This is a genomic window from Caulobacter sp. FV1ye6ST (assembly GCF_058681225.1).
This window is the reverse complement of the sequence record NZ_CM178733.1, coordinates 4,775,785-4,799,679: the sequence shown is the minus strand read 5'-3', so window position 1 is coordinate 4,799,679 and position 23,895 is coordinate 4,775,785. Positions and strand designations below refer to the sequence as shown.

Genomic DNA, 23,895 nt, shown 5'->3' with positions numbered 1-23,895 from the left:
AATGGGACCCAGCCCATGCGCCGGCTCACGGCGCGGCGCGCCTCATTTCCGTGTCGGCCGGTAAAAAGGCAGGATCTGAGACCTGCCGCCGGTACCGCGAGGGCGAGACGCCGAACCGGGCCTTGAAGGCGCGGTTGAAGCTGGCCTTGGAGGCGAACCCCATGTCGAGCGCCAGGCTCAGGAGGTCTTGGTCGGAGCCGGCCTCCAGCGCCCGCGCCACGCCCTCGGCCCGCAGCCCGTTGACGAAGTTGGAGAAGTTCATGCCCAGGCCCAGATTGATCGCCCGGGACAGGCGGCCGTTGTTGGTGCCCAGAAGCCGCGACAGGCGGGCCAGCGACAGGTCCGGCTCGCGCCACCAGCCGGCTTCCCGGGTGCGCTCGGCGATCTCGGCGGCGATGGACGGCCAGTCCGGGGCGCGGACTGGGTCCGGCTCCGCGCTCGTCGGATCCGCGGCGGCCAGCGGGACGGGAAGCGCGGCCTGTCGCCACCCGGCCACGCCTAGATAGACGCCGACCCCGGCCAGGGCCAGGTACAGGCCGGTCTCCTGGAAGAAGTCGATGCCGCCCGCGATCAGCGACCACAGCCAGAAGCCCGCCTTCAGGCCCAGGCCCGCCAGGATCACCGCCAGGACCCGGCCCAGCCAGTGGGCCGAGAACCGCTCGTCGTCGCTGCGGTGGTCGGCCAGCCTGGCGCGCTGGCGTTTCAAGAGTCCGCCGATGGCGTAGGCATAGGCCGCCAGGCTCAAGAGGCCCAGCACGTCCAGCACCGGCGAGACGACGGCGCGGTGGCCGCCCGTGTACCACGCCCACTTGGCGTCCCCGGGGATCAGGAAGCAGAGGGTCAGATAAGCGAACTGGATGAAGGCCGGCAGCAGGTGCGGCCGCACCCGGCGCGGCGCCGTCCCGTCGGCCAGCGCGTGGGCGTAGCCGTACAGCAGCGGCCCGAACGCCAGGGGAATGGCGAACGGGGCGAAGGTCAGCCAGCGGAAACGGTCATAGGCGCCGGCGAAGCCGATCGCATAGGGCGTCAGCATCCCGGCGACGACCACCAGGGCGAGCGCGAGGAAGCGGTTGGCCGCCCGGTTGGGCCCGCTCCGCGCCAGGGCGCCGGCCAGCAGCAGGCATTGCAGGATCGCGGCGCCGAGCAGCGCCGTCCGCCATCCGAAAAGGAGTCCCCAATCCGCCATGGCCTGGAGGCTAGGCGGTCCGAAGGCTCAGCGGAAGGCGATCGCCCCTCACCCCTCCTCGACCACCGAGGTCAGGGTGCGGCCCTGGCGGGCTTCGAAGCGCTGGTGGGCCAGGTCGACCATGGCCTTCAGCGCGCTGAGGAAGTGGGTCTGGTCGTTCATCAGCCGGCGGCGTTCCTGCTGCGGGCCGCGCCAGGCATCCAGGGCCCCGGGCGTGTCGATCAGCGTCGCCAGGCGGGCGAAATAGTCCTCGGGATCCTTGGCGCGTTGGTCGTGCGGGGCCATGGAGGCGACGTCGCCGTCATTGGTGGTCAGCAGCACCGCGCCCGCCGTCAGGGCGATCATGGCGCTGTTGCCGCCGCCTTGGCGGAACGGGTTGGCGAACACGTCGACCGTGGTCATCAGCCGGGCCAGTTCCTGGTCCTGGTAGATGTAGCGGAACTGGTCGCCGAGGATCGTCTCGCAGGCGTTCAGCAGGTTGTCGGGCAGGCCGCCCACCACCAGCCAGATGACGTTGGGCCGGTCGCGGAGGATCTTCTCGATCCCGGTGACGAAGGTCTCGTCCAGGTCGACCGCCAGGCGGTTGCCGACCGTGGCGATGACGAAGGCGTCCTGCGGCAGGCCGATCTCGGAACGGGCGCGCGGGGCGGGCGGACCCTCGTCATAGAACGGACCCGACAGGCTCTGGACGTAGTTGCGGATATAGCTGGCCGGCGCGCCCCGGCGCTTCCAGATCGGCGCCATGTGCTGGGGCTCGTGGAAGTACCAGAAGACGTCGGCGTACTGCGGCGGGGGCTCGTCGCCGCAGGTGAACATCACCGTCGGGCCCAGTCGGCTGGCGATGGTGATCTGCGGGGCCATGATCGGTTCGCACCAGAAGTGATAGGTGGCCGGCCCCTTGCGGATCGCGTCGACCAGGTAGTCGGGGTTTTCCACGGTCGAGACCAGCCGCACGCCGCGCTCGGGCGGGATGTGGCCCAGGCGCTCGTCGATATAGGCCTGCATGTTGGCCGAAAGGGTCTCGCCGCCGTGGTGCAGGTCGATCCGGGTGATGGTCGGGTCCATGGCCAGGGCGGCGACATAGTCGATCGCGCCGCGCGAGGGCGAGTGGAAGGGACCCATCAGGTCGCCGGCGAAGACGACATGCGCCTGGCGAACGGCGCTCAGGGGAATGTCGCGCGGCGGCAGGGTCAGGGCGTCGGCGCTGCTCAGGTGCAGGCGGCGGGCCAGGGCCGCGACGCGGCCGGCGTGGGCGTCGCCCAGGTGCGGCCCGCGCCACCAGGCGATCGAGCCCAGGTCGGAGATCACCTGCAGGACGATGTCGGGCGTGTAGCGGCCGCTTTCCAGCAGGCTGATCACCTCCTCGACGAAAGTGTAGTCGTCGACGCCGTCCAGGGCGTCCTCGCCCAGCATGATGTCCCAGCGCTCGGCGATGATCTTGATCGACGGCAGATACCGGTCTTGGGCGCCTTCCTGAAGAAAATCGAACAGGGCCATCAGGGCAGGTCCTCTTGGTTGGTCATCGCCGTCAGGATCGCGTGCAGGCGCGCGACACGGGCTTCGCCGGGCGAGAACACCCGGTCGGCGGCGGTCAGGTCGTAGTGCGGGCTGACGCGGGCGCAGATCGCGTGATCCTCGTCGAAGATCTGGCGGTTGACCCGGGCGCTGGAGTCGAGGAACGCCTCGACGGCGGCCTCGTAGCCGGGCTTCACCTGGCCGGCCAGCTGGCGGCTGCAGAAGTGGGCCCGGTGCGGCGTGGCCGAGGGCAGGAAGGTCTGCAGCGAATAGGAATAGCCGAAGGTCGAGGAGACCATGGCGAACGGGAAGACATAGATCGTCCAGTAGCCCGGATAGGCGCCCTCGGACTCGAAGAACCGGCCCATCGTCTTCAGCCCGCGCAGGGTGCGGCTGTCGGTGATGTGGGCGGCATAGGTGGTGTTGGGGCCGTCGAAGACGATCGCGTCGTCCCGCAGGCCCAGGGGCGCCAGGGTGCGCGGGTGGATTGGATTGACGTGGTCGCTCTCCAGCGCGTTCTCGACCGCCACGCGCCAGTCGGACTGGAATTCGAAGGCGTTGAAGTCGCGGCGGCCCGCGATCCGCGTCGAGACCTCGGCCAGCGGCGCGAAGGCGCCGGCCAACTGGGTCGGCAGGTCCTGCGCGGGCGCGATCCCGACGAAGAGAAAGTCGCCGCACCAGGCGGTCTGGAAGCGGCTTAAGGCCACCTTGTCCAGGGCGCCGGGCGGGAAGGTCTTGGCCAGCGGCACGCGGACCTGGCCGCCGCGATAGCTCCAGCCGTGATAGGGACAGACGGCCCGGCCGACGCCATGGTCCTCGATGAAGAACCGCGCGCCGCGATGCGGGCAGACATTGTCGAAGGCGATGATCTGGCCTTCGTCATTGTGCAGAACGAGATCGCCCAGGGCCCAGTCCAGGCGCAGGAAGGCGCCCGGCTCGGCCAGCTCGCTCCGGTGGGCGACCAGGTGCCAACAGGTGGTCAGCAGGGTGTGGTCGAGGGGATTCAAAGCCGCCTCGCCGGCGCCGCGTACAGCGTCACCCCGTCCTCGCAGCCGCGCACCACGACCGCGCCGGCCCCGACCATGCAGCCGGCCCCGATGGTCAGCCGTGGGAGCACCCGCGCGCCCGAGCCGAAGAAGCTGCGGTCGCCGACCGTGACGCCGCCGGTCAGGTCGACATAGCCGCTGAGGGTGACGAAGTCGCCGACGGCGACGTCGTGGCCCAGGCTGGAATAAGCGTTGAGGGTCAGGAGGTCGCCGGCCTTGCTGTCGGCCGAGACGTCCGTGAACGGGCCGACCACGGCGCCGTGGCCCAGCCTGGCCGAGGCCGAGACCCAGGCGCGGGGGTGGATGAGCGTGGCGAAGGCTTGCGGGCCGCCCAGCCGTCCGGCCAGGGCGACCTTGCCGGCCGGATCGCCGACGGCCATCACCAGGCGCTGGTTGGGCGCGAGGGCATAGGCCTTGGTGTCGCCCAGCCGCGGCAGGTCGCGGCCGAAGGCGGCCATCGGCTGGTCGCCGTCGTCCAGATAGCCGACGAAGCGGTCGCCGCCGGTCAGGCCCGGGGCGAACCAGTCGTGGATCTCGCGGGCGAAGGCCCCGCCGCCGACCAGCACATAGTCCGTCATCGCGCCAAAATCCCTCAGCTGGCCAGGTAGCCGCCGTCGACGGCCCATACCGCGCCGGTCACCCAGCGGGCGGCGGGCGACAGCAGGAACACGGCGGCCGAGGCCACATCGTCCGGTTGGCCGAAGCCCAGCGGGTGCTGGGCCTCATAGGCGCTCATGCCGGCGTCGGAGAGGCCGCGCGCCAGGCGGGCGTGCATCTCGGTCTCGACCCCGCCGGCGGCGATGGCGTTGACCCGGATTTCCTTGGGGGCCAGCTCGCAGGCCAGGGACCGGGTCAGGCCCTCGATCGCGGCCTTGGCGGCGGAATAGGCCATCATGCCGGCGCGGCCGCGCTGGGCCGAGGCCGAGGACATCAGCACGATCGACGCGCCGGCCTTCATCACATTGGCCTTGCCGGCCGCGCGGCCCAGGCCCAGGGCGCCATGCACCGCCGCCCCGAACACGCCGTCGATCTGCTTGGCCTTGGTCAGGCGGGCCGGCAGGATCAGCTCGCTGCCCGCCGAATGGAAAGCGCCGTCCAGCCCGCCGGCCTCGGTGGCGATGGCCGAGATGCGATCGGCGACGGCGTCGGCGTCGTTGAGTTCGGCGGCGAAGGCGGTGTGTCCCGCGCCGGGAAGGGCCTCGAGGGTGGCGGCCAGGCGGGCCTCGTCGCGGCCGGTGGCGATCACCCGGCCGCCGCACCGGGCGATCAGGGCGGCGGCGGCGCGGCCCAGGCCCGAAGAGGCGCCGGTCACCAGGATGGTCCGGTCCTTCAGGGCGTTTGGTGAAAAGGTCATGCGGCGATCACTTCGGCGCAGGCCAGCGGCCCGAACTCGGCCAGCACCGCGCCCCACGACAGGCCGACGCCGAAGCCGACCAGCATCAGCCGGGCCGAGCCTGTGGTCAGGCGCTGGGCCATGTCGTCGGCCAGCAGCAGCGGGATGGTCGCCGAACTGGTATTGCCATAGCGGTCGATATTGATCGGCAGGCGGTCGGTGTCCGTGGCGCCGATCTTCTTGCCGATGTGGCGCAGCATGAAGCGGTTGGCCTGGTGCAGCAGGTAGGCGTCGACCTTGTCGCCGGTGATGTCCGCGTCGGCCAGGATGGCGGCCACCAGCTTGGGCACTTCGCGCAGGGTGAAGGTGAACACCTCGCCGCCGTCCATGTGCAGGCGGGTCGGGTCCAGGGTGAAGGCGCGGTCGGGATCGACGGGGCGGAAGCCGCCCTGTGGCACCATCAGCGCGCCGGCGCCGGCGCCGTCCGTGCCCATGCGGAAGTTCATGGCGGGCGCGGCCGGGTCGTGCTCCAGCGCCGAGGCCGAGCCGGCGTCGCCGAACAGCACGGCCGTGCCGCGATCGCTGGGATCGACCAGGCGGCTGCTGGTCTCACCGGCCAGCAGCAGCACGCGCCGGCAGCCGCTCTGGATCAGGCTGGACGCCAGCCACAGGCCGTAGACATAGCCCGAGCAGCCCAGATTGACGTCGAAGGCCTGGCAGTCGCTGGCCAGCTTCAGGCGGCCGTGCAGCAGGCAGGCGCTGGCGGGCAGCGGATGATCGGGCGTCTGGGTGACGAAGATCAGCGCGTCGATGCTCTCGGGCTCCCAGCCCAGCCGCTCCAGCAGCCGCTCGGCGGCGGCGGCGCAGAGGTCGGCGCTGGTCTGGTCCGGCGCGGCCCAGTGGCGGGTCTCGACCCCGACCATCTTGACGACGTCGGCGACCGCCTGGTCGCCCAGGGTCTGCGCGATCACCGAATTGGGCACCGGCGGTCCGGGCACGGCGCAGACCACGCCGCGCAGGGCGACGCCGGACAGGGCGTAGCCGCCCCGACGGCGGCCCCCCTTTTCAGAGTCGCTGGCGGGCGAGGCAGGCGCCGTGGTCGTCATGATCAGGCCGCCTTGGCCCGCGGGATCAGGGCGGCGATGTCGCTGACCGTGACGCACTCGGCCAGGGCCGCGCCGTCCAGCAGCTCGCCGTGGATCTCGTCGACCAGGGCGATGGTCGAGACGATGGCCAGCGAGTCCCAGTTGTGGTTGGCCAGGACGGTGTCGGCGTTCACTTCGGCGGTGTCGATCTCGAAGATCTCGGCCAGGCCGGCGTACAGGGTCTGCATTGCTGTGCTCCTAGAGAAGGGCCTGGGCGGCGGCCCAGGAATAGCCGACGCCGAAGCCGACCAGCAGGACGCGGCGCGGACGCCCGTCCCTGACCAGCGGTTCCAGCGCCATGGGAATGGTGGATGAGACGGTGTTGCCCCAGTCGCGCAGGGCCACCACGAAGCGGTCCTCGGGCACGGCCAACTTGCGGCGCAGGCGGTCGAGGATGAAGGCGCTGGCCTGGTGCAGCACCACGGCGTCGTAGTCGTCCAGCGTGGCGTCGGCGCGGGCCAGCAGCTTGTCGATCGCCGCCGGGACCGCGCCGAGGGTGAAGGTCATGATCGCCGCGCCGTTCATGTAGAGATGGTCGGCCGACCTCAGATTGCCCGAGGCGTCCTCGGTGACGACGGCCGTCTCCGCCGTGCGCGGCTGGCGAAAGCCCCCGGCCGGGACGATCAGGTTCTCGGCCCCTGCGCCGTCCGTGCCGAATACGAAGGGGCCCAGGGCCGGCGTATCGGTCTCGACGGCCTCGATCAGGGTGGCGGCCGCGCCGTCGCCGAACAGGCTGCGCACGCCGCGGTCCATCGGGTGGATCAGCTTGGAATAGGTGTCGGCGGTCAGCAGCAGCACGCGCCGCGCCTGGCCGCTGGCGATCAGGGCCTGGGCCATGGACAGGCCGTAGACGAAGCCCGAGCAGCCGAGGTTGAAGTCCAGCGCGCCGATGTCGGTGCGCAGCCCCAGCCGGTGCTGCAGGATGCAGGCCGAGGTCGGCAGGATGTGATCCGGCGCCTGGGTGCAGAACAGCAGGTAGTCGATGTCGCTTGGCGCGACGCGGCCCTGGGCGAACAGCGCCTTGCCGGCGGCCTGCGCCAGGTCGACGGCGGTTTCGCCGGGGGCGGCGATGCGGCGGGTCTGGACGCCGGTCTTGTCGAGGATCTTGTCGGCCGGCCAGCTGGGATACAGGGCGGCCAGGTCATCGTTGCTCAGCACCTGCTCGGGCAGGTGGCTGGCGATCGCGACGATTTTTCCGCTCGTGCCCACCTGACTCGGACGCTCCTCAACCGACGGCTGAGACTAGGGTTTCAAGTTCTAAAGACCGGTTAACCATAAGCTCCCGCTGATGCGGCGCGTCGTCGCGGCGAGGGGGTCTAGAGGCTCAGTCGAGGGCTTGCGCCAGAGCCAGGGCGACGCGGTTGACCTGGTCGACGTCCATGTCGGCGAAATAGGGCAGGCCCAGGGTCGAGGCGGCGAGGCGCTCGGTGACCGGCAGGGCGTCGGCCGGGCAGTGGGCGAAGGCCGGGGCGCGGTGGCAGCCCTGGCCCCACCAGCGGCGGCTGTCGACGCCCTGGCTCTTCAGGCTGGCCTCGACGGCGCCGGTCGCCCCCTCGGGCAGGGCGACGACGCAGGTGCTGGACGTCCAGTCCAGGCCCCAGCCGGGCTGGAAGCGGACGGCCGGGCTGTGCAGCAGCGACACGCGCAGGCGCTGGGCCGTGATGATGTAGGCCGTGCGGGTCGAGGGCCACTGGTCCAGGGCGGTCAGGCCTACGGCGCAGGTATATTCGCTGAGCTTGGCGTTGTTGGCCGCGAAACGCGCCTCGCGGTCGCCCATGAAGCCGAAGCTGGTCAGGGCCCGGAAGCGGTCGATGAAGGCCGGATCCTCCGAGGCGATGAAGCCGCCCTCGCCGACGCCCAGCGACTTGGTGGCGTGCAGGCTGACCATGGTCGGGACCGGGGCGGCGCTGACGCTGTCGAACGAGGCGGCCGCGTCGATGACCACCGGCAGGCCGGTGTCCTCCGCTAGCCTAGCCCAGGGCGTCGGATCGAGCGGTTGGCCGAAGGCGGCCACCGGGATCACCGCCGAGACGGGGCCGGGCGCGTGGGCCAGGCGCGCGCGGACATGGTCGGCGTCCAGCACCCCGGTGACGGGATCGACGTCGACGAACCAGGGAACCAGGCCCGCCTGGATCGCGGCGTGTGCGGTGGCGACGAAGGTCCAGGATGGCATGACGCACAGGCCGCCCGGCTTGGCGTCCAGCGCCAGCAGGGCCAGGGTCAGGGCCTGGGTGCCGTTGGCGGCGGTGCAGGCCAGGGTCGGCCGCGCGAACCGCGCCGCCAGACGCGCTTCCAGCTCGATCAGCATGGGGCCGAAATTGGAGTACCAGCGCTTGGCGTCGATCCGCTGCAGATACGGCAGGATCGCCTCGGCCGACGGCATGAACGGCCGCGCCACCGGGACGGGGGCGTCCTGAGGTGAGGGGACGCCGAGGCCCGAAGCATCAACTGCCGAGAGGAGAGCGGACGAGTGCACGAAAGCGGATCGCTCAAGGTTGCCGGAAGGTTCGAGTAAGCGCCACGATGGTTAATCGAGGGTTGCGGGCGGGGTCTCCGGGGTGCGACCGACTGACGCCGACGCCACGAAAAAGGGCCGACGTTTCCGCCGGCCCCTTCCGTTTCCGTTTGGTCGCGAGACCTACCAGATCTTCACGCGATCGGCCGGGGCGACATACAGCTTGTCGCCCGGTTTGACGTCGAAGGCCGAGTACCAGCCCGGCTGGTTCCGGACCGTGCCGTTGACGCGGTAGACGGCCGGCGAGTGCGGGTCGCTGGCGATCTGCTGCTTCAGCGCGTCGTCGCGCGACTTCTGGCGCCACACCTGGGCCCAGCCCAGATAGACGCGCTGGTCGCCGGTGAAGCCGTCCAGCACGGGCGAAGGCTTGCCCTGCAGCGACACGTGGTAGGCGTCCAGACCGAAGCCCAGGCCCGACAGGTCGCCGATGTTCTCGCCCATGGTCAGGTCGCCGTTGACGTGCATGCCCGGGAAGGGCTCGAACGCCGAGTACTGGGCGCCCAGCTTGTTCTTCTGGACCTCGAACTTGGCGGCGTCTTCCGCCGTCCACCAGTCGCGCAGCACGCCGTCGCCGTCGGACTTGCGGCCCTGGTCGTCGAAGCCGTGGCCGATCTCGTGGCCGATCACGCCGCCGATGCCGCCGTAGTTGACGGCCGGATCCGCGTCCGGATGGAAGAACGGCGCCTGCAGTATGGCGGCCGGGAACACGATCTCGTTGTTGACCGAGTTGTAGTAGGCGTTGACCGTCTGCGGGGTCATGCCCCACTCGGACTTGTCGACCGGCTGGTTCAGGCGCTCGACGTCGTGGCGGTAGTCCCAGGCGGCTTCGCGCATGGCGTTGCCGTAGGCGTCGCCTTCCTTGATCTCCAGCTTGGAATAGTCACGCCACTTGTCGGGATAGCCGATCTTGACGGTGAACTTGGCCAGCTTGTCCTGAGCCTTGGCCTTGGTCTCCGCGCCCATCCAGTCCGACGCCTCGATGCGGGTCTTCAGGACGGTGCGGATGTCGCCGACCAGGGCGACCATCTTGGCCTTCGAGGCCGGCGGGAAGTAGGCGGCGACATATTCCTTGCCGACCGCTTCGCCCAGCAGACCGTTGACCTGGGCGACGCCGCGCTTCCAGCGCGGGCGCTGCTCGGGCTGGCCCGACAGGGTCTTGTTGCGGAACTCGAAGCTGGCGTCGACGAAGCGCTTGGACAGCATCGGGGCCGCGCCGTCGATCACCTTGAACGCCTGCCAGGCCTTCAGGGTCTCGATCGGGGTGTCGGCATAGATCTTGGCGTATTTCGGGAACGAGGTGTTGGTCGTCACGATGACGCGGTCGATCTTCGGCAGCTCGGTGCCGACCAGATAGCGGTTCCAGTCATAGCCCGGCGTCTGGGCCTGCAGTTCGGCCAGGCTGGCCGGATTGTAGGTCTTGTCGCGGTTGCGACGCTCGACCCGGCTCCACGAGGCTTCGGCCAGCTTGGTCTCGAAGTCGACCACGGCCTTGGCGTTCTCGGCCGGCTTTTCCCAGCCGCCCAGGGTCAGCATCTTCTCGACATAGGCCAGGTAGGCCGTCTTCTTGTCGGCGAACTTGGCGTCCAGATAGTAGTCGCGGTCGGGCAGGCTGAGGCCGCCGGTCGAGGCGTAGACGGCGTAGGCGTTGGGGCTCTTGGCGTCGGTCGAGATGCCCAGGCCGATCAGGGCCGAATAGGGCGTGGTCGAGCTCTTGCCCATCAGAGCCGTGAACTCGTCCTTGGTCTTGACCTTCTGGACGCCGGCCAGCCACGGCTTGATCGGGGCGGCGTCGAGCTTCTCGATGGCCGCCTCGTCCATGAAGGCGCGGTAGGCGGCGCCGATCTTGGCCTTGTCGCCGGTGGCGGCCTTGTCGGCGGCCGCGGCCTCGATCAGGGCCTTGGTGCGGGCTTCCGACAGTTCCGCCAGCTTGTCGAAGTTACCGTAGCGGGTGCGGTCCGACGGGATCACCGTCTTGGCGTCCCAGGCGCCGTTGGCGAACTTGTAGAAGTCGTCGCCCGGCTTCACCGAGGTGTCCATGCCCGAGAGGTCGAAACCCCAGGTCCCGTAGCGCGGCGACTCCAGCGAGGTGACGTCGCCCGAGGCGACGCCCTCCGCCAGAGCCGGCAGCAGCGATTGCACCGTGCAGGCGTCGTTGATGCAGGGGTGCTCTTCGTGAGCTTGCGCCCCGAAGGCCGACAGAGACAACGCCGCGATCGCCGCGGCGCCGAACCAAACTCGTTTCATGGAAAGTCGCATCCGTTGGTGTGAGCTGGAGCGTGGCAGCCGAAAGTGTGAGCGGTTTCGGCGGCCGCCACGCTCCAAGTGTTTGAGGCAGAGCCTGTTTATCCGTTTCCGATTTTCATCGGAACCGGCCAGGCTCTGGCGGCAATCTGCACGGACGCGGAAAATTTGCTCCCTTAAAAAAAGTTCATGTAGCCCATTTTTAGAGTCTTCAGTGCTTGTGCTCGGCCGTGGCCGGAGCTTGTCCGCCGGACGGCGGAGTCAGTTGCACGGCCAGGTCGACCTGCGCCTTGCGGCCGTTGTCGAAGACCAGGGTCACCGGAACTTTTTGCCCCACGGACTGGGCCGCCTTCAGCGACAAGATCATCAGGTGGTAGCCGCCGGGGGCGAAGGCGACCTGGCCACCGGCCGGGATCACCACGCCCTTGTCCTGCTCGCGCATGGTCATGACGCCATTGACCATGGCCGACTGGTGGATCTCGACCGAGCCGGCGGCCGCGGTCTCGACGCGCTGCAGGGTCACCGGGGTCTTGCCGGCGTTGGCGATGGTCATGAAGCCCACCCCGTTCATGCCGGCCTGGGCCGGGCGGCTCCAGGGCTGGCGGATGGTCAGGGCGCCGAGCTTGTAGTCGCCGGCTTGAGCCAGCGGGGCGGCGACGGCGGCGGCCAGGATGGCGGTCAGGGCGATGGCGAACGGACGCGACATGGAGCGCTCCTTCCTAGTGTTGGTGGGCGGCGGGCGCCGCGCCAGTCGGATTGGGGGTAGGGATCAGGGTGACGACCGGGGCGGGCCGGCTCAGCTTCTCGTCGGGCCGGGCGGGGTCGGCCACTTCCGTCCATTGGCTCTCGCCCTTCTCGCAGGTCTGGATGACCGGGAAGACCAGGCGGTCTCCAGAGGCCGGCAGCTTCATCAGCACGGCGAAGTCGTCGAAGGCCTCGTCGGGCAGCCGGCCCTCGAAGGTGATCGCCGTCGGCGCGGCCTTCGGGTCGGGGCCGCGCTCGAGCGTATAGGTCCAGCCCGGCTTCACCTGCGGCCGGGCCGAGGCCACGCCCTCGGGGATCTCGATGCGGACCTTCAGGGTGGTGTCGCCGGCCGCGCAGGCGTGGCCGACGCGAAAGGCGATGGCGGCGTAGGAGCCGGACTTGGCCGTGTCGGGGGCGGCGACCACGTGGGCCGCCGCCCCCGTCGCCAGCGAAGAGGTCGCCACGAGCGCGAGAAGAGCAATCAGGGGGGTCTTCATCGGCATTCTCCTCAGAAGCTCACGGTGACGCCGCCGAACACCGACCGGCCGTCGCCGGGCCACAGGGTGGCGGTGGCGGCGGTCCAGGCGACGGCGGCCTGGGTGTTGGAGACATAGGCCTTGTCGGTCAGGTTCCGCGCATCGACGAACAGCGACACGGCGGGCGTGACCTTCCAGCCGGCGTTGAGGTTCAGGATCGCATAGCCCGGAGCCTTCTGGGTGTTCTTGTAGTCGATCCACTGGTCGGTCGCCGACCACTCCAGCGACGGGGCCACGAACCAGCCGCGCGGATCGTCGTAGCGGATTTCCGAGCGATAGAAGGTCTTGGGCACGATCGGCAGGCGGTTGTCGTGGTAGTCGACGTCGTCCTTGAAGCGGAAGTCCGACAGGGTCCAGGTCTGACGGAGACGCCAATGCGGCGCGACGGCCCAGTCCAGCGCGGCCTCGATCCCCTGGTGCAGGGTGTTCTCGGCGTTGAAGGTGGCGGCCGGGATCGACGAGCTGACCGCGTATTGCAGCATCTCGTCCTTCAGTTCGGCGCGATAGAGCGTCAGGTCGTAGGTGAAGGGACCACGATGACCGCGCGCGCCGATCTCGCCGGTCCAGGCCTTCTGGGCCTTCACCGGCGCGAAGCCGGTGTTGGTCGGTGACATCGAGCTGAAGTTCGGCGGCTCGACCGAGCGGGTCAGGTTGGCGAAGACCTGGTCGCCGGCCTCGTCCTGCCACAGCAGGCCGACGCGCGGGGAGATCCAGTTGTAGGTCTTGGAGGCGTCCAGGTTGAAGGTGCTCTTCACGCCCGGGACCGCGACGCTGGTGTAGTCCCTTTCGGCCTGGCCCCAGGTGGCGCCAGCCACGACGGCCAGCTGGTCGGTGACGAACAGGCGCCCCTCGCCGAACACGTCCATGGCCTTGGCGTTCTGGTAGGAGATCGACTGCAGCGCACCTCGCGCGCCCCGGACGTTCGTATAGAAGTGCGAGTCCAGGTCACCCTGGCGGTACCAGGCGCCGAAGAAGGCGTCGGCCCGCTTGCCGCCGATCTCGCCGTCCCAGTCGAAGCGGCCGAAGGCGCCGTAGTTGCGGCTTTCCTGGTCGATGACCTGGAAGATCGGGTGGTCCAGCTCCTTCCAGACGCCATACAGCGCGCCCTGGAAGACGAGCTGGTCGTTAAGGCGCCAAGTCGTCCGCAGCGAACCGCGCACGCCGCGCTGGTTGCGGCCCTGGTCGCCGGACAGGTTGCCCGCCGCCGACTGGTGGGAATCGGCCTGGAACTGGGCCAGCGTCAGCGACCCCGGGATCTCCTGGTTGATGTTCGACCCGTTGACGATGAAGCGGACCTCGCGGTCCTGGCCGAACGCGCGGCCGATATTCAGCGAACCGAACTGGATGTTCTGCTGGCTCTGCGAGCGCCAGCCCTGGCCGGTCTGGTTGGTGGCGGCGGCGTAGACGTCCCAGTCTCCGGCCTGGCGGGCGATGGCGACGTGCTCGCGCAGCAGGCCGTAGGACCCGCCGTCGATGCGGACCTGGTTGGCGAAGCCGGCGTCCTTGCCGGTCGGCGTGACCATGTTGATCGCCCCGCCCAGCAGGGCCCCGCCGAAGCGCAGGGCGTTGCCGCCGCGATAGACCTCGGCGTAGCGGGTGTTCAGCGGATCGGCGACCTGGCTGTCGCCATAGCCGTCGGCCTCGTTCAGCGGCACGCCGTCCTGGGCCAGCAGCAGGCCGCGGTTGTGGTTGGCGTTGCCGATGCCCGAGCCGCGGATCGAGATGCGGATGTCGCCGCCCCACTTGCGCTGGGCGTAGACGCCGGGCGCGTCGCGCAGCATGTCGTCCAGCGCCAGGGTCTGGCGATTGATGTAGCTTTCCTGGGAGATCACCGACACCGCGCCGGGCGTCTCCGACAGGCGCTTGCGAGCGTCGGCGACGACTTGGGGATCCTCGGGATTGGGGCGGGCGGTGACGATGACCGAGGAGACGCTGGTCTGGTCGTCATTGGCGTAGGCAGGAGCGGCGAGCGCGGTCAGCGCGGCGGCGCCCAGCAGGGCGCGGCGGAAGGTCGACATGACAAGAGGTATCCTGAAGGCGTGACGAGGCGCGCGGCGTGTTCAAACGCGGCGCGGCGGCAAAAAGGTCAGGCGTTCAGATTGGCGGGCGGGCCCTGGCTGGGCGGACGCGGCGGGGCGCGGGCGTGACCGCGCACGCCCAGCACGCGCTGGACGGGGGTCTCCACGAACTCGGCATATTGGACGGGGGCGATGGCCGGAGCCGGCGCGTCGATCGTCACCGCCAGGGTCGGGGCGACGCAGTTGGAGCACTTCAGCCCCATGAAGTCCTTGGCCGGGGCCGTGCGGACCGAGCCGTCCTTCTCGAGGATGACGACCTTGGAGCCCTCGGCCGAGCAGATGACGATGGCCGAGCCGCTTTCGCGCAGGTCGTGCGCCATGGCCGCGGCGGGCGTCAGCGCCTGGACGAACACGGCCAGCATCGCCGCGAGCGCGGCGAGCAAGACTCGGAACTGTCCCAGGCGGGTGGTCATGATGCGCGCAGACCTAGAAGCTGGCCGCGACGCGGTCAACGCGACCGCGCAGCGCCATGACCGTCCGCCGCTACTTAAGGGGGACTAATGATGCCCTGTCTGCGCCGCCGCCTTCTTCCTCGGCGCGCGCAGCAGCATGCCGCGCGCGATCTCTTCCTCGCCGATCAGGGCGTGGGTGGCGCCCATCTGCTTGAGAAGCGCGACGTCGGCGTCGGTATAGGCCCGGGCGACGATCTCGCAGTCGGGGTTGGCGGCGCGGGCCTGCTCGATGATGCGGCCGGCCTCGAACGGGCTGGGCACGGCGACGAACAGGTGGGTGGCCTTGTCCAGGCCCGCCTTCAGCAGGATCTCGGGCTTGACCGCGTTGCCGCCGATCGTCTCGTAGCCGGCCTTGCGCAGCTCCTCGGCGCGCTCGGGGTCGTCCTCGATGACGACCAGAGGGGTCCTGGCCTTCAGGCCCTCGGCCACCAGCTTGCCGACGCGTCCGTAGCCGACCAGCAGGGCGTGCGGCTTGGCGGCGGCCAGGATCGGCGGTTCGCCGGCCGCCCCATTTTCATTTCTTGGCGGCTCCTTGGCGATCATCTTGGGCAGCACGCGGTCCAGCAGGGCGAACAGCAGCGGGTTGAGCAGGATCGACAGGATGGCGCCGGCCAGGATCAGGTCGCGCCCCTCGGGCGGCAGCAGCTTCAGCGAGACGCCCAGGCCCGCCAGGATGAACGAGAACTCGCCGATCTGGGCCAGGCTGGCCGAGATGGTCAGGGCGGTGCTCATGGGGCGGCGGAACGCCAGGACGATGCCCAGGGCGAAGATCGACTTGCCGATGACGATGATCGCCACGGTGGCCAGCACCGCCAGGGGCTGCTCCAGCAGGACCTGATAGTTGAACAGCATGCCGATCGAGACGAAGAACAGCACGGCGAAGGCGTCGCGCAGCGGCAGGGTCTCGTTGGCGGCCTGCTGGGAGAGCTCGCTCTCGGCCATGATCATGCCGGCGAAAAAGGCCCCCAGGGCGAACGACACGCCGAACAGCGCGGCCGAGCCGAAGGCGACGCCCAGGGCGATGGCCAGCACGCCCAGACGGAACAGCTCGCGCGAGCCTGTGTGGGCGACGCGGTGCAGGATCCACGGGATCACGCGGCGACCGACGATCAGCATCAGGGCCACGAAGGCCACGACCTTGCCGATGGTGATGGCGAAGGCGCCCAGGACGCCGCCGCCCGCTTGGTTAGCCGGGGCCTCGCCGCCCAGCACGCCGGACAGGGCGGGCAGCAGGACCAGCGCCAGCACCATGGCCAGGTCCTCGACGATCAGCCAGCCGACCGCGATCTTGCCCCGCCCCGTCTCGATCAGCCGTCGTTCCTGAAGCGCGCGCAGCAGCACGACGGTCGAGGCGACCGACAAGGCCAGGCCGAACACGATCCCCGCCCCGACGCTCCAGCCCAGAATGACCGCCAGGCCCAGGCCCATCGCCGTCGCCGCCGCGATCTGCACGACCGCGCCGGGGATGGCGATGTTCTTCACCGCCATCAGGTCCTTGAGCGAGAAGTGCAGACCGACCCCGAACATCAGCAGGATCACGCCGATCTCGGCCAACTGCGGCGCCAGCTCCTGGTCGGCGACGTAGCCGGGCGTGAACGGCCCCACCAGCACGCCGGCCAGCAGATAGCCGACCAGCACGGGCAGCTTCAGGCGATTGGCGATGGCGCCGAAGACAAAGGCCAGGCCCAGGCCCGCGACGATGGTGGCGATCAGCGACGTGTGGTGCACGAGTTCTCCTTGACGGTCGTCCTTTTCGAGCGTACTCAACCAATATGGGTGACAAAGCCCGGGTACGCCAGATGCCGCACGCAAAAATTCTCCTTCCGGCGCAATGCCGGGCCGCTCGCGGACTGATCAATTGGTCCCAAGGTGAACTCGCCGATCGGGCAGGCGTTTCGCGCAGCACGGTCAAGGACTTCGAGACCGAGCGCCATGCCTTGCACCACAGCACCGAGCGTCTCCTGATCGACGCGATCGAGGCGGGCGGCGTGTCGCTGATCGTGGCGGATACGACCGACGGCCTCTGGTCGGGGCCGGGCGTGCGCCTCAAGAGACCGACTTAAACAATCCAGGAGGGCGCGTGGCGCACGAGGTTTCCCCAGAGAGCTACAAGGACCTGGTCCTGTTCCTGGCGACCGCCGGCATCGTCGCGCCGATCTTCAAGCGCCTGAAGATCAATCCGATCCTGGGTTATCTGCTGGCCGGGGTCATCCTGGGGCCGTTCGGCCTGGGCCGGTTCATCCCCTACGCGCCGTGGCTGGACTACGTCACCGTCGACAACCCCGCCGAAATCGCCCAGCTGGCCGAGTTCGGGGTCGTGTTCCTGCTGTTCATGATCGGGCTGGAGCTCTCTTGGGAGCGCCTGCGGCTGATGCGCAAATGGGTGTTTGGCCTGGGCGCGATCCAGGTGATCGCCTGCTCGCTGGGCCTGGGGGCGGGGGCCATGTTGCTGGGCCAGAGCCCGGTGGCGGCCCTGACCATCGGCGCGGCCCTGACCCTGTCCTCGACCGCCATCGCCGTGCCGGTGCTGGCCGAGCGCCGCCGCCTGCATTCCGAAGCCGGTCGCGCCACCTTCTCGGTGCTGCTGTTCCAGGACCTGGCCGTGGCGCCGATCCTGATCACCCTGGCCATCCTTGGCCGCGGCCATGGATCGTTCCAGGTCAAGGATCTGCTGGCCCTTGCCCCGGCGGCGCTGGGCCTGGGCGCGATCGTGCTGGTCGGACGTCTGGCCCTGCGGCCCATGCTGAAGTCCGTCGCCAAGGCCAAGAGCGAAGAGATGTTCATGGCCGCCTGCCTGCTGGTGATCATCGGCGCGGGTCTGGTCAGCGCGCTTTCGGGCCTGTCGATGGCGCTGGGCGCCTTCGTCGCCGGCATCCTGCTGGCCGAGACCGAGTATCGCCACGAGGTCGAGGTCAAGATCGAACCGTTCAAGGGCCTTCTGCTGAGCCTGTTCTTCGTCTCGCTGGGCATCCGCCTGGATCTCTCCCTGCTGGCCGCCCAGCCGGTGGCGATCCTGGCCACGGCGGTCGGCCTGATGCTGCTCAAGACGGCCGTGGTGTTCGTCGGGGGGCTGGTCATGGGCCTGAACCGGCGCGCCGCGATCGAGGCCGGCCTGATCCTGGCGGCCGGCGGCGAGTTCGCCTTCGTGCTGCTGGACAAGGCCATCGACGCCGAGGTGGTGTCGCGGCCGTTGGGTCAGGCGGTGCTGGTCTCGGCCACCCTGAGCATGTTCCTGATCCCGGGCCTGGCGGCGCTGGGCGGCCATCTGGGCCGCAAGAGCGCGCCGCTGCCGATCAGCGAGGCCCCGCCCTCGACGCCCCGCGAGCCGGACCGCGTCGGCCCCGAGCCGGCCGGTCAGGTGCTGGTGATCGGCTATGGCCGGGTCGGCAAGCTGGTCGGCGACATGCTGGGCCGTCATGAGCTGCCCTGGATCGCCGTCGACCGCGATGCGCGTCTGGTCGAGCAGGGACGGCGCAACGGCGACCGGATCTATTATGGCGACGCCTCGCGGATCGAGCTGCTCGAGCGCTGCGGCCTGGCCACGGCCAAGGCGGTGGTGGTGACCATGGACGCCTTCGAGGTGGCCGAAGCCGTGGTCGCCGCCGCGCGCGGGGCGCGGCCGGACGTGCCGATCGTGGTCCGCGCCCGCGACGCCCACCACGCCGCGCGGCTCTACGAGCTGGGCGCCACCGACGCCGTGCCCGAGACCATCGAGGCCTCGCTGCAACTGTCAGAAGCCGTGCTGGTCGATATCGGCGTGCCGATGGGCCTGGTCATCGCCTCGATCCACGAGCGCCGCGACGAGTACCGCAAGAAGCTGAACCGGCCCGACGCCCTGGGCGGACGCCGCCGCCGGTTGCGCGACGCCTCGCTGTGAGGGGGCGCTAGACCGCTTCCGCCCGGTACCGTCGGCGGTGATGGCCCGCCGCCTTCACCAGGCGCAGGAAGTGCGGGCAGTCCATCAGGAGCGGAACCTCGCAGTCGGCGGCGTGGGCCAGGCCCTCGCGCAGGCGGGTCAGCTGTTCGATGCGGCGGTCCAGGTCGACGGCCTTGGCGCGAAGGGCCGCGCGGTCGATGTCCCGGCCGGTTCGCTTGGGGTCGTCCAGCATCTCGCCGATTTCGTCCAGCGAGAAGCCGCAGGCGCGGCCCAGGGCGATCAGCGACAGCCGCTCGATCACGGCCGGGGCGAACAGTCGCTTGAGGCCCCGCCGGCCGGTCGAGGCGATCAGGCCCTTTTCCTCATAGAACCGCAGGGCCGAGGCGCGCACGCCGGTCCGTTTCGCCAAGTCTGAAATATCAATCTCGAACACCGCTTGACCTCAAGTGCGCTTCAACTTGCAGGATGCGCGGGGAAGACGACGATCGCAACAAAGGAGACGCGTATGAGCGACCAGGACATGGCGGCCTATTGGGACCGCGCCGGGAAGGTCTGGGTCGAGCAGCAGGGTTTGCTGGACCGGATCTACCAGCCGATCGCCCGGGCGGTGGTCGAGGCCGCCGACCTTCGCGACGGCGAGGCGGTGTTGGACGTGGGCTGCGGCGCGGGGGCGACCACCTTCGAGGCGGCGTGGCGCGTGGGGCCGACGGGACGGGCGGTCGGGGTCGACATCTCGCCGGCCCTGGCCGAGCTGGCCCGCCGTCGTGCGGGCGAGGACGGGCTGGAGGGCGTGGAGTTCCTGCTGGCCGATGCCCAGACCCACGCCTTCAAGGCCGAGTTCGACGCCATCGTATCGCGGTTCGGGGTGATGTTCTTTCCCGATCCTGTCGCGGCCTTCGCCAATCTGCGCTCGGCGCTCAAGCCTGGCGGCCGCCTGGCCTTCGCCTGCTGGCGCGGGCCGGAGGACAACGCCATCGCCACGGTTCCGCTGGAGGCCGCCGCGCCGTTCCTGCCGGAAATCCCCAGGTTCCAGAAGGATGCGCCGGGGCGCTTCGGCTTCGCCGATCCCGACCGGGTGCGGAGCATCCTGGCGGCGAGCGGCTGGCGCGATGTGGTCGTTGATGCGCTGGACGATCCGACCCTGGTCAGCGCCGACGAGCTGCTGACCATGAGCCTGCGCGTTGGTCCGCTGAACCCGCTCCTGGCCGGGCAGAACGAGGCCGTGCGCGAGGCGGTCGGGGCGGCGGTGACGCGGGCGCTGGCGCCGTATGTGAAGGACGGCGTCGCCGCGATGAACTCCGCCTGTTGGCTGGTGACCGCCAAGGCTTGAGTTTCCAGTCGTTTCGCCTCTAATGACTTCTCGGTCATTAGAGGCGGGCAGGCATGCAGGCCGGAAATCCAAAGTGGCGTCGACGCGCCGAGGCGCGGCCGGGCGAGATCGTCCAGGCGGCGTTCGAGGTGTTCGCGGAAAAGGGCTTCGCCGCGGCCAAGCTGGACGAGATCGCCGCGCGGGCCGGCGTCTCGAAGGGCGCGATATATCTCTATTTCGAGACCAAGGAGGATATCTTCCGCGCGGTGGTCCGCGAGGCGGTCGCGCCAAACCTGGATACGGTCGAGGCCATGCTGGCCCAGGCCACGATCCCTTTTCCCGATATGCTGCGCCTGATGTTCGCCCGCGTCGCCTCGGTGATCGCCACCACAAGGCTGGGGGCGGTGGCCAAGCTGGTGATCGGCGAGTCGCGAAACTTCCCGGAGCTGGCCCGCGTCTGGCATGATGAGGTGGTCAACCGCGCCCTGACGGCGATCGGAAATGCGATCCGCTGCGGCCAGGAGCGCGGCGAGGTCCGGCCGGGCGACCCCCGCCTGTACGCCTTCAGTATCATGGGCCCCATCCTGACGGGCGTGATCTGGCGCGAGACCTTCACCCCCGTCGGCGCGCCCGCCGTCGATCTGGAGGCGCTGATCGCGCAGCATGCCGACACGGTGCTGCTGGGCCTGACGCCGCGCCTGGAGGTTAGGTCTTGAAGCCCGCTGTCCGCATCGTCGCCGTCGTGGCGGGCGTCGGCCTGGCCGGGTTCCTCGGTTGGCGGCTGCTGGGTCCGGACGCCCATCGGCCGCACCGGCTGTCGGGCTATGTCGAGGGCGAGACGCTGTATGTCGGGGCCGCGAACGCGGGCCTGGTCAGCGCCGTGGCCGTCCAGCGCGGCGACCGGGTCAAGGCCGGCCAGCCGCTCTTCGCCCTGGACGCCGCCCAGCTGACCGCCGCCCGCGACCAGGCCGCCGCCCAGGTGGCGGTCGCGCGGGCCCAGCTGCGCGACGCCGAGAAGGGGCAGCGCCCGCAGGAACTGGCCGTCTACGACGCCGAGCGCGCGGCGGCCGAGGCCCAGGTCCGCCAGGCGGAGGCCGACTACGGCCGCATCGCGCCGCTGGTGGCCAAGGGCATCTACGCCCCGGCCAGGCTGGACCAGGTCAAGGCCGCGCTGGACGCCGCCCGCGCCAACGCCGCCGCCGTGGCGCGACGCAAGACCGTCGGGGCGCTGGGCGCGCGGCCGGATGCGGTCAGCGCCGCGCGAGCCTCCGTCGCCTCGACCCAGGAGGCGTTGGCGGCGGCCCAGTCGCGGCTGGACCAGATCAGCCCCAAGGCTCCGGCCGCGGCCCGGGTGCAGGACGTCTTCTATCAGCCCGGCGAATGGGCCGCCGCCAACCAGCCGGTGGTGGCCTTGCTGTCCGACGACCGCGTGCGGCTGCGGTTCTTCGTCCCCGAGGCCCAGGTGGCGCGGTATGGGGTTGGGGCGACCATCCGCTTCTCCTGCGACGGCTGCGGAGCCGAGCGCGCGGCGCGGATCAACTATGTCAGCCCCCGGTCGGAGTTCACCCCGCCGGTAATCTATAGCCGCGAGGCCCGCCAGCGGCTGGTGTTCCTGGTCGAGGCGCGGCCGGAGAGCGGTCCGGCCTTGGCGCCGGGGCAGCCGGTGGACATCGTCCCGCTGGGCGCCGGCCGATGAGCGACTTGGCCGTCGATGTCCAGGGGCTGAACAAGTCGTTCGGTCCGCGACACGTGGTTCAGGACCTGGCGATCCAGGTGGGGCGCGGCAAGATCACCGGCTTCCTCGGGCCCAACGGTTCGGGCAAGACCACCACCCTGCGAATGCTTTGCGGCCTGCTGACCCCCGACAGCGGCGAGGGCGAGGTGCTGGGCCTGGACTTCCGGCGGGACGCCGAGGCGGTCAAGCGCCAGACCGGCTACATGACCCAGAAGTTCTCGCTCTACGAGGACCTGTCGATCGAGGAGAACCTCGACTTCGTGGCCCGGGTCCATGAGCTGGACCGTCGCCGCGAGCGGGTGAGGGAGAGCCTGGACCGTCTGGGCCTGACCGCGCGCAAGAGGCAGCTGGCCGGCAGCCTGTCGGGCGGCTGGAAGCAGCGCCTGGCCCTGGCCGCCGCCATCCTGCACGGACCCAGGCTGCTGCTGCTGGACGAGCCGACCGCCGGGGTCGACCCCAAGGCGCGGCGCGAATTCTGGGACGAGATCCACGCCCTGTCGGCCGAGGGCCTGACCGTCATGGTCTCGACCCACTACATGGACGAGGCCGAGCGGTGCCATGACATCGCCTATATCGCCTATGGCAGGCTGATGGCCCGGGGAACCGCCGCCGAGGTGATCGCCGAGAGCGGCCTCGTCACCTTCCGGGCGGAAGGGCGGACCGACGAGGGCCTGGGGGCTGATCGTCTGGCGCGGGATCTCGCCAAGGCGCCCGGCGTGCTGATGGCCGCGCCGTTCGGGGCGGCCCTGCACGTCAGCGGGACCGACCGCGCGGCGCTGGAAGCAGCCATCGCGCCCTATCGCGAGCCGCCCCTGGAATGGACCGAGGTCCGGCCGACCCTGGAGGACGTGTTCATCCGGCTGATGGATCAGTCGTCGGACAATTTCCAATGAGCGGCGCCGCTGAACGGGGAAGGCGCTCCACGGGCCTGTCCGGCGCCCGCATCCTGGCGGTGCTGATCAAGGAGTTCATCCAGCTCACCCGCGACCGGCTGACCTACGCCATGATCCTGGTCATGCCGATCGTGCAGCTGCTGCTGTTCGGCTACGCCATCAACAACGACCCGCGAAACCTGCCGACGGCGGTGCTGGTGCAAGACCAGGGGCCGATGGCGCGCTCTACCCTGTCGGCCCTGGTCAACAGCGGCTATTTCCAGATCGTCCGCGCCGCGACGTCTCCCCAGGAGCTGGACGCGGCCGTGGCGCGGGGCGAGGTGCAGTTCGCCCTGACGATTCCCGCCGACTTCACCCGCCGCGTTGTGCGCGGCGACGACGCCCAGATCCTGGTCGAGGCCGACGCCTCCGATCCGGCGGCCACCGGCGGCGCGATCGCGGCCCTGGCCAGCCTGCCGCGCACGGCCCTGGCGCGGGATCTCGTCGGCGCCGTCGCCTCGAAAGGCCAGGGAGGCCTGGGCGGCGATCCGTTCGAGGTGGTCATCCACCGCCGCTACAACCCCGAGGCCATTACCGCCTACAACATCGTGCCGGGCCTGCTGGGCGTGATCCTGTCGATGACCCTGGTCATGATGACCGCCCTGGGGGTCACGCGGGAATATGAGCGCGGCACCATGGAGAGCCTGCTGGCCACGCCGGCTCGGCCGATCGAGGTGATGATCGGCAAGCTGACGCCCTATGTCGCCGTGGGCGTGATCCAGACGGTGGTGATCCTGGTTCTGGCCAAGGCGTTGTTCGCCGTGCCGATGGCTGGAGGTTGGCTCGCGCTCGCTCTGGGGGTGCTGCTGTTCATCGTCGGGTCGCTGGCCCTCGGCTTCCTGATCTCGACCGTGGCCCGGACCCAGCTGCAGGCGATGCAGATGTCGTTCTTCTACATCATGCCCTCGATCCTGCTGTCGGGCTTCATGTTCCCCTTTCGGGGAATGCCGGCCTGGGCCCAGGCCCTGGGCGGCGTGATACCGGTGACGCATTTCCTCAGGGTGGTGCGCGGCGCCTTGCTCAAGGGACTGGGCGCCGGGCAGCTATGGCCAAGTCTCTCCGCGCTCGGATTGTTTGTCGTGGTGATCGCCGGTCTGGCCATGGCGCGGTACCGAACCACACTGGACTAGGGTCAAGTTCGTCGATGACCTGACGCAAGAGGTTAAAATGTGCGGTTTTTGGGCGACGCTTCGCGAATGCTTGACTGTTTCCCGCCTTGAAGCCCTTGCGCGCGACCTGTTCACGTGCGAA

23 protein-coding genes are annotated in these 23,895 nt (G+C 69.8%); 7 read left to right on the top strand and 16 right to left on the bottom strand.

Features of this window, described 5'->3' with window-relative positions; all coding sequences use genetic code 11:
- Window positions 1-25: 25 nt before the first annotated feature.
- From ACW175_RS22800 to ybaL, 15 genes are all read right to left on the bottom strand, one after another.
- A complete protein-coding gene (locus ACW175_RS22800) occupies window positions 26-1,186 on the bottom strand; it encodes a helix-turn-helix domain-containing protein (RefSeq protein ID WP_492102194.1) in 1,161 nt (386 codons plus the stop codon).
- Between the two features lie 48 nt (window positions 1,187-1,234).
- Entirely contained in the window at window positions 1,235-2,683 is a 1,449-nt protein-coding gene (locus tag ACW175_RS22795) for a glycosyltransferase family protein (protein WP_492102193.1), read from the bottom strand.
- A complete protein-coding gene (locus ACW175_RS22790; protein WP_492102192.1) occupies window positions 2,683-3,708 on the bottom strand; it encodes a Rieske 2Fe-2S domain-containing protein in 1,026 nt (341 codons plus the stop codon). Before ACW175_RS22790 ends, ACW175_RS22795 begins: the two co-directional genes overlap by 1 nt.
- Window positions 3,705-4,325: an LbetaH domain-containing protein gene (locus ACW175_RS22785; RefSeq protein ID WP_492102191.1), complete on the bottom strand. Its 621-nt coding sequence runs from the start codon at window positions 4,323-4,325 to the stop codon at window positions 3,705-3,707. Before ACW175_RS22785 ends, ACW175_RS22790 begins: the two co-directional genes overlap by 4 nt.
- A gap of 14 nt (window positions 4,326-4,339) precedes the next feature.
- On the bottom strand, window positions 4,340-5,101 hold the full coding sequence (locus ACW175_RS22780) for an SDR family NAD(P)-dependent oxidoreductase (RefSeq protein ID WP_492102190.1): 762 nt from the start codon (window positions 5,099-5,101) through the stop codon (window positions 4,340-4,342).
- Window positions 5,098-6,186 (bottom strand): 3-oxoacyl-ACP synthase III family protein, encoded by a 1,089-nt coding sequence (locus ACW175_RS22775; RefSeq protein WP_492102189.1) that lies wholly within the window; start codon window positions 6,184-6,186, stop codon window positions 5,098-5,100. The genes ACW175_RS22780 and ACW175_RS22775 overlap by 4 nt, the downstream gene beginning before the upstream one ends.
- Before the next feature lie 2 nt (window positions 6,187-6,188).
- Complete coding sequence (locus tag ACW175_RS22770) at window positions 6,189-6,413, bottom strand: phosphopantetheine-binding protein (protein WP_492102188.1); 225 nt, start codon at window positions 6,411-6,413, stop codon at window positions 6,189-6,191.
- 10 nt (window positions 6,414-6,423) lie between these two features.
- Window positions 6,424-7,434, bottom strand: coding sequence for a 3-oxoacyl-ACP synthase III family protein (locus ACW175_RS22765; protein ID WP_492102187.1), 1,011 nt, complete (start codon window positions 7,432-7,434; stop codon window positions 6,424-6,426).
- Window positions 7,435-7,549: 115 nt separating this feature from the next.
- Window positions 7,550-8,623, bottom strand: a complete 1,074-nt coding sequence (locus tag ACW175_RS22760; RefSeq protein WP_492102186.1) for a DegT/DnrJ/EryC1/StrS family aminotransferase — start codon at window positions 8,621-8,623, stop codon at window positions 7,550-7,552.
- 240 nt (window positions 8,624-8,863) lie between these two features.
- Entirely contained in the window at window positions 8,864-10,984 is a 2,121-nt protein-coding gene (locus ACW175_RS22755; RefSeq protein ID WP_492102185.1) for a M13 family metallopeptidase, read from the bottom strand.
- Window positions 10,985-11,192: 208 nt separating this feature from the next.
- Window positions 11,193-11,687 (bottom strand): copper chaperone PCu(A)C, encoded by a 495-nt coding sequence (locus ACW175_RS22750; protein ID WP_492102184.1) that lies wholly within the window; start codon window positions 11,685-11,687, stop codon window positions 11,193-11,195.
- Window positions 11,688-11,700: 13 nt separating this feature from the next.
- Window positions 11,701-12,222: a YcnI family copper-binding membrane protein gene (locus ACW175_RS22745; RefSeq protein ID WP_492102183.1), complete on the bottom strand. Its 522-nt coding sequence runs from the start codon at window positions 12,220-12,222 to the stop codon at window positions 11,701-11,703.
- An 11-nt stretch (window positions 12,223-12,233) separates the two neighbouring features.
- A complete protein-coding gene (locus ACW175_RS22740) occupies window positions 12,234-14,279 on the bottom strand; it encodes a TonB-dependent receptor family protein (protein ID WP_492102182.1) in 2,046 nt (681 codons plus the stop codon).
- A gap of 68 nt (window positions 14,280-14,347) precedes the next feature.
- Window positions 14,348-14,752, bottom strand: coding sequence for a DUF2946 family protein (locus ACW175_RS22735; protein WP_492102181.1), 405 nt, complete (start codon window positions 14,750-14,752; stop codon window positions 14,348-14,350).
- Window positions 14,753-14,836: 84 nt separating this feature from the next.
- On the bottom strand, window positions 14,837-16,519 hold the full coding sequence (gene ybaL, locus ACW175_RS22730) for a YbaL family putative K(+) efflux transporter (RefSeq protein ID WP_492102180.1): 1,683 nt from the start codon (window positions 16,517-16,519) through the stop codon (window positions 14,837-14,839).
- Window positions 16,520-16,590: 71 nt separating this feature from the next.
- Here ybaL and ACW175_RS22725 point away from each other — a divergent pair, with 71 nt between their 5' ends.
- Window positions 16,591-16,854, top strand: a complete 264-nt coding sequence (locus ACW175_RS22725) for a helix-turn-helix domain-containing protein (protein ID WP_492105034.1) — start codon at window positions 16,591-16,593, stop codon at window positions 16,852-16,854.
- Between the two features lie 17 nt (window positions 16,855-16,871).
- Window positions 16,872-18,668, top strand: a complete 1,797-nt coding sequence (locus tag ACW175_RS22720; protein WP_492102179.1) for a cation:proton antiporter domain-containing protein — start codon at window positions 16,872-16,874, stop codon at window positions 18,666-18,668.
- A 7-nt stretch (window positions 18,669-18,675) separates the two neighbouring features.
- Here the strand turns inward: ACW175_RS22720 and ACW175_RS22715 are convergent, their stop codons facing one another.
- Window positions 18,676-19,077: a MerR family DNA-binding protein gene (locus ACW175_RS22715; protein WP_492102178.1), complete on the bottom strand. Its 402-nt coding sequence runs from the start codon at window positions 19,075-19,077 to the stop codon at window positions 18,676-18,678.
- Between the two features lie 96 nt (window positions 19,078-19,173).
- Here ACW175_RS22715 and ACW175_RS22710 point away from each other — a divergent pair, with 96 nt between their 5' ends.
- From ACW175_RS22710 to ACW175_RS22690, 5 genes are read left to right on the top strand one after another with little or no spacing between them, the layout of a single operon-like run.
- Window positions 19,174-19,998 (top strand): class I SAM-dependent methyltransferase, encoded by an 825-nt coding sequence (locus ACW175_RS22710; protein WP_492102177.1) that lies wholly within the window; start codon window positions 19,174-19,176, stop codon window positions 19,996-19,998.
- A gap of 53 nt (window positions 19,999-20,051) precedes the next feature.
- On the top strand, window positions 20,052-20,693 hold the full coding sequence (locus tag ACW175_RS22705) for a TetR/AcrR family transcriptional regulator (RefSeq protein WP_492102176.1): 642 nt from the start codon (window positions 20,052-20,054) through the stop codon (window positions 20,691-20,693).
- The gene (locus tag ACW175_RS22700) at window positions 20,690-21,673 is read left to right on the top strand and encodes an HlyD family secretion protein (protein WP_492102175.1); all 984 of its coding nucleotides are present in this window, start codon (window positions 20,690-20,692) and stop codon (window positions 21,671-21,673) included. The genes ACW175_RS22705 and ACW175_RS22700 overlap by 4 nt, the downstream gene beginning before the upstream one ends.
- Window positions 21,670-22,605 (top strand): ABC transporter ATP-binding protein, encoded by a 936-nt coding sequence (locus ACW175_RS22695; RefSeq protein WP_492102174.1) that lies wholly within the window; start codon window positions 21,670-21,672, stop codon window positions 22,603-22,605. Before ACW175_RS22700 ends, ACW175_RS22695 begins: the two co-directional genes overlap by 4 nt.
- Entirely contained in the window at window positions 22,602-23,774 is a 1,173-nt protein-coding gene (locus ACW175_RS22690; protein ID WP_492102173.1) for an ABC transporter permease, read from the top strand. The genes ACW175_RS22695 and ACW175_RS22690 overlap by 4 nt, the downstream gene beginning before the upstream one ends.
- Window positions 23,775-23,895: the final 121 nt, after the last annotated feature.

Excerpts from the sequence above, each read along its gene's own strand:
- ACW175_RS22800 (WP_492102194.1), bottom strand. The coding sequence starts at position 1,186 with ATGGCGGATTGGGGACTCCTTTTCGGATGGCGGACGGCGCTGCTCGGC.
- ACW175_RS22795 (WP_492102193.1), bottom strand. The coding sequence starts at position 2,683 with ATGGCCCTGTTCGATTTTCTTCAGGAAGGCGCCCAAGACCGGTATCTG.
- ACW175_RS22785 (WP_492102191.1), bottom strand. The coding sequence starts at position 4,325 with ATGACGGACTATGTGCTGGTCGGCGGCGGGGCCTTCGCCCGCGAGATC.
- ACW175_RS22780 (WP_492102190.1), bottom strand. The coding sequence starts at position 5,101 with ATGACCTTTTCACCAAACGCCCTGAAGGACCGGACCATCCTGGTGACC.
- ACW175_RS22775 (WP_492102189.1), bottom strand. The coding sequence starts at position 6,186 with ATGACGACCACGGCGCCTGCCTCGCCCGCCAGCGACTCTGAAAAGGGG.
- ACW175_RS22770 (WP_492102188.1), bottom strand. The coding sequence starts at position 6,413 with ATGCAGACCCTGTACGCCGGCCTGGCCGAGATCTTCGAGATCGACACC.
- ACW175_RS22755 (WP_492102185.1), bottom strand. The coding sequence starts at position 10,984 with ATGAAACGAGTTTGGTTCGGCGCCGCGGCGATCGCGGCGTTGTCTCTG.
- ACW175_RS22750 (WP_492102184.1), bottom strand. The coding sequence starts at position 11,687 with ATGTCGCGTCCGTTCGCCATCGCCCTGACCGCCATCCTGGCCGCCGCC.
- ACW175_RS22745 (WP_492102183.1), bottom strand. The coding sequence starts at position 12,222 with ATGAAGACCCCCCTGATTGCTCTTCTCGCGCTCGTGGCGACCTCTTCG.
- ACW175_RS22740 (WP_492102182.1), bottom strand. The coding sequence starts at position 14,279 with ATGTCGACCTTCCGCCGCGCCCTGCTGGGCGCCGCCGCGCTGACCGCG.
- ACW175_RS22735 (WP_492102181.1), bottom strand. The coding sequence starts at position 14,752 with ATGACCACCCGCCTGGGACAGTTCCGAGTCTTGCTCGCCGCGCTCGCG.
- ACW175_RS22725 (WP_492105034.1), top strand. The coding sequence starts at position 16,591 with ATGCCGCACGCAAAAATTCTCCTTCCGGCGCAATGCCGGGCCGCTCGC.
- ACW175_RS22710 (WP_492102177.1), top strand. The coding sequence starts at position 19,174 with ATGAGCGACCAGGACATGGCGGCCTATTGGGACCGCGCCGGGAAGGTC.
- ACW175_RS22705 (WP_492102176.1), top strand. The coding sequence starts at position 20,052 with ATGCAGGCCGGAAATCCAAAGTGGCGTCGACGCGCCGAGGCGCGGCCG.
- ACW175_RS22695 (WP_492102174.1), top strand. The coding sequence starts at position 21,670 with ATGAGCGACTTGGCCGTCGATGTCCAGGGGCTGAACAAGTCGTTCGGT.
- ACW175_RS22690 (WP_492102173.1), top strand. The coding sequence starts at position 22,602 with ATGAGCGGCGCCGCTGAACGGGGAAGGCGCTCCACGGGCCTGTCCGGC.